Source organism: Mesorhizobium tamadayense, from assembly GCF_003863365.1.
Classification (GTDB): domain Bacteria; phylum Pseudomonadota; class Alphaproteobacteria; order Rhizobiales; family Rhizobiaceae; genus Mesorhizobium; species Mesorhizobium tamadayense.
Window position 1 is genome coordinate 1 of record NZ_RQXT01000296.1, and the last position, 259, is coordinate 259.

A 259-nucleotide genomic window follows, 5' to 3' on the forward strand; every position below is an offset into this window, starting at 1 on the left:
TCGGACCGCCTGCGCCGAAGCGGCAAGCTGGCAACAACCGCTAGCAATCAGCGTCAACGTTTCGGCTATGCAACTCCACGGCGGGAATTTGTCGGAGCTGGTCGGGGCAGTGCTGAAAGAAACCGGTCTCGATCCGTCCCGCCTCGAGCTGGAAATTACCGAAACTTGCCTGATCAAGGACATCGGGCGGGCGCTCGCTGTCTTGCGTCAGCTCAAAAGCCTTGGGGTTCAAATCGCCATGGATGATTTCGGCACCGGA

Annotated in this window: 1 protein-coding gene; it reads left to right on the forward strand. The window is 59.1% G+C overall.

Translation table 11 applies throughout. The features are described 5' to 3' along the window. On the forward strand, positions 1-259 hold a 259-nt coding region (locus EH240_RS37725; protein WP_148101215.1), incomplete at both ends, for an EAL domain-containing protein.